The organism is Mesorhizobium sp. M7D.F.Ca.US.004.03.1.1 (assembly GCF_003998635.1).
In the GTDB taxonomy this organism is placed as follows: Bacteria; Pseudomonadota; Alphaproteobacteria; order Rhizobiales; family Rhizobiaceae; genus Mesorhizobium; species Mesorhizobium loti.
This window is the reverse complement of sequence record NZ_RZQG01001175.1, coordinates 1-1584: the sequence shown is the minus strand read 5'-3', so window position 1 is coordinate 1584 and position 1584 is coordinate 1. Positions and strand designations below refer to the sequence as shown.

The following is a 1584-nucleotide window of genomic DNA, read 5'->3' as shown; positions in this document are numbered from 1 at the left end:
CTATGAAGCGATCCGCCCGCCTTTCGCCGAGACCGGCACGCCACGCCTGCCGCTCGGCCTCAATCTCGGTGCACAATTCTTCTGGCAGCAGAAAAGCTTCGCGGCGGAGTTCGCCAGGGCTGCAGCGATGCTGATGTACCCGCAATACTGGGCCTTGCGACTGACCGGCATCGCCGCTAACGAGGTGACTTCGCTCGGCTGCCACACCGATCTGTGGAACCCGTGGACGGCGGATTTTTCATCATTGATCGACAGCCTGGAATGGCGCGGGCTGATGGCGCCGGTGCGGACGGCGAGGGATCGCCTCGGCCCGATCCTGCCTATCGTTGCGGTGCGAACCGGACTCGATCCGCAAACGCCGGTCTTCTGCGGCCTGCATGATTCCAACGCCTCGCTGCTGCCGCATCTGCTCTCCGACAAACCGCCTTTCTCCGTCGTCTCGACCGGCACCTGGGTGGTGTCGATGGCGGTCGGCGGCAAACAGATTGCGCTGGATGCCGCGCGCGACACTCTGGTCAATGTCAACGCACTCGGCGATCCCGTTCCCTCGGCGCGCTTCATGGGTGGCCGCGAGTTTTCCGTGCTGACGAAGTATCTACCGGAGCAGTGGACCGAAGCCGATGTCGGCGCCGTGCTGGCGCGAAAGGTGCTGCTGCTGCCGTCGACCCAGCAAGGGTCGGGACCGTTCCCGCATCAGACTGCGATATGGCTCAACGCCGACGGCATGAACAATGGCCAGCGCTTTGCTGCCATCTCGTTCTATCTGGCGTTGATGACGGCGACCTGCCTCGACCTGATCGGCGCCGACGGCCCGACCACAGTCGAAGGGCCCTTTGCCCGCAACCGGCTCTTTGTCGGCATGCTGGCAGCCGGCACGGCACGTGCCGTTGTTGCGTCCGAGGCTGCCACCGGCACCAGCATCGGCGCCGCATTGCTGGCAACCGATCAACGGATGGCGCAGGGCAAGGGCGAAAGAATGGAGCCGCCGACCGACCCGGTCTGGGCCGACTACGTCAGTGCCTGGCGCGCGGCAGTCGAAGTGCAGGGATAGGGTCTGTCTGTTTGGGCATGGTCTCTGGACAAACGATTTCCGTTTGTCCGAGAAAACCGGAACCCACTTTTCGGGACCATGCTCAGCTACAAGATCCGCTTGCCGAAAACCGACATGACGAAGTTGATCACGTCGGTGCCGATCCGGGGCTCCAGATCCGCGGTCAGCCCCGAAACATCCATCGACAGCAGACCGCCGGAGAGCGCGATCGCCTCCATCGCCTGATGCGTCTCGCGCACGGTCAGCCCGCCGGAGCCCGCAGCCCAGCCCGCGAATTCGGTTGCGGTAGGCGAGTAGCTGACATGGAAGCCTTGCGTGCCGGATGTGGCGATGCGTATCGCCTCATGCATCAGGTCGCGCATGCCCATGGCATCGATATCGGTCATGGTGAAGGCCGACACGCGTGAATCCTTCAGCACCCGTGCTTCGGCCGGGTCGGCATGGCGCAAGCCGACAATGACGACATTCTCCGGCGACAGCTGCGGCTGCAGCGCACCCGCCTTGTGGTCGAGGCCGAGGGTACGCGCCAAGAC

The 1584-nt window shown here is 64.2% G+C and carries 2 protein-coding genes; one reads left to right on the top strand and one right to left on the bottom strand.

The features are described from left to right. The coding region (locus EN935_RS35240; RefSeq protein WP_127374186.1) for a carbohydrate kinase at nt 1-1051 on the top strand (1051 nt) is incomplete at its 5' end. Between the two features lie 86 nt (nt 1052-1137). Here the strand turns inward: EN935_RS35240 and EN935_RS35235 are convergent. Beyond that, nucleotides 1138-1584: arginase family protein (locus EN935_RS35235; protein ID WP_206534657.1), on the bottom strand; the 447-nt coding region annotated here is incomplete at its 5' end.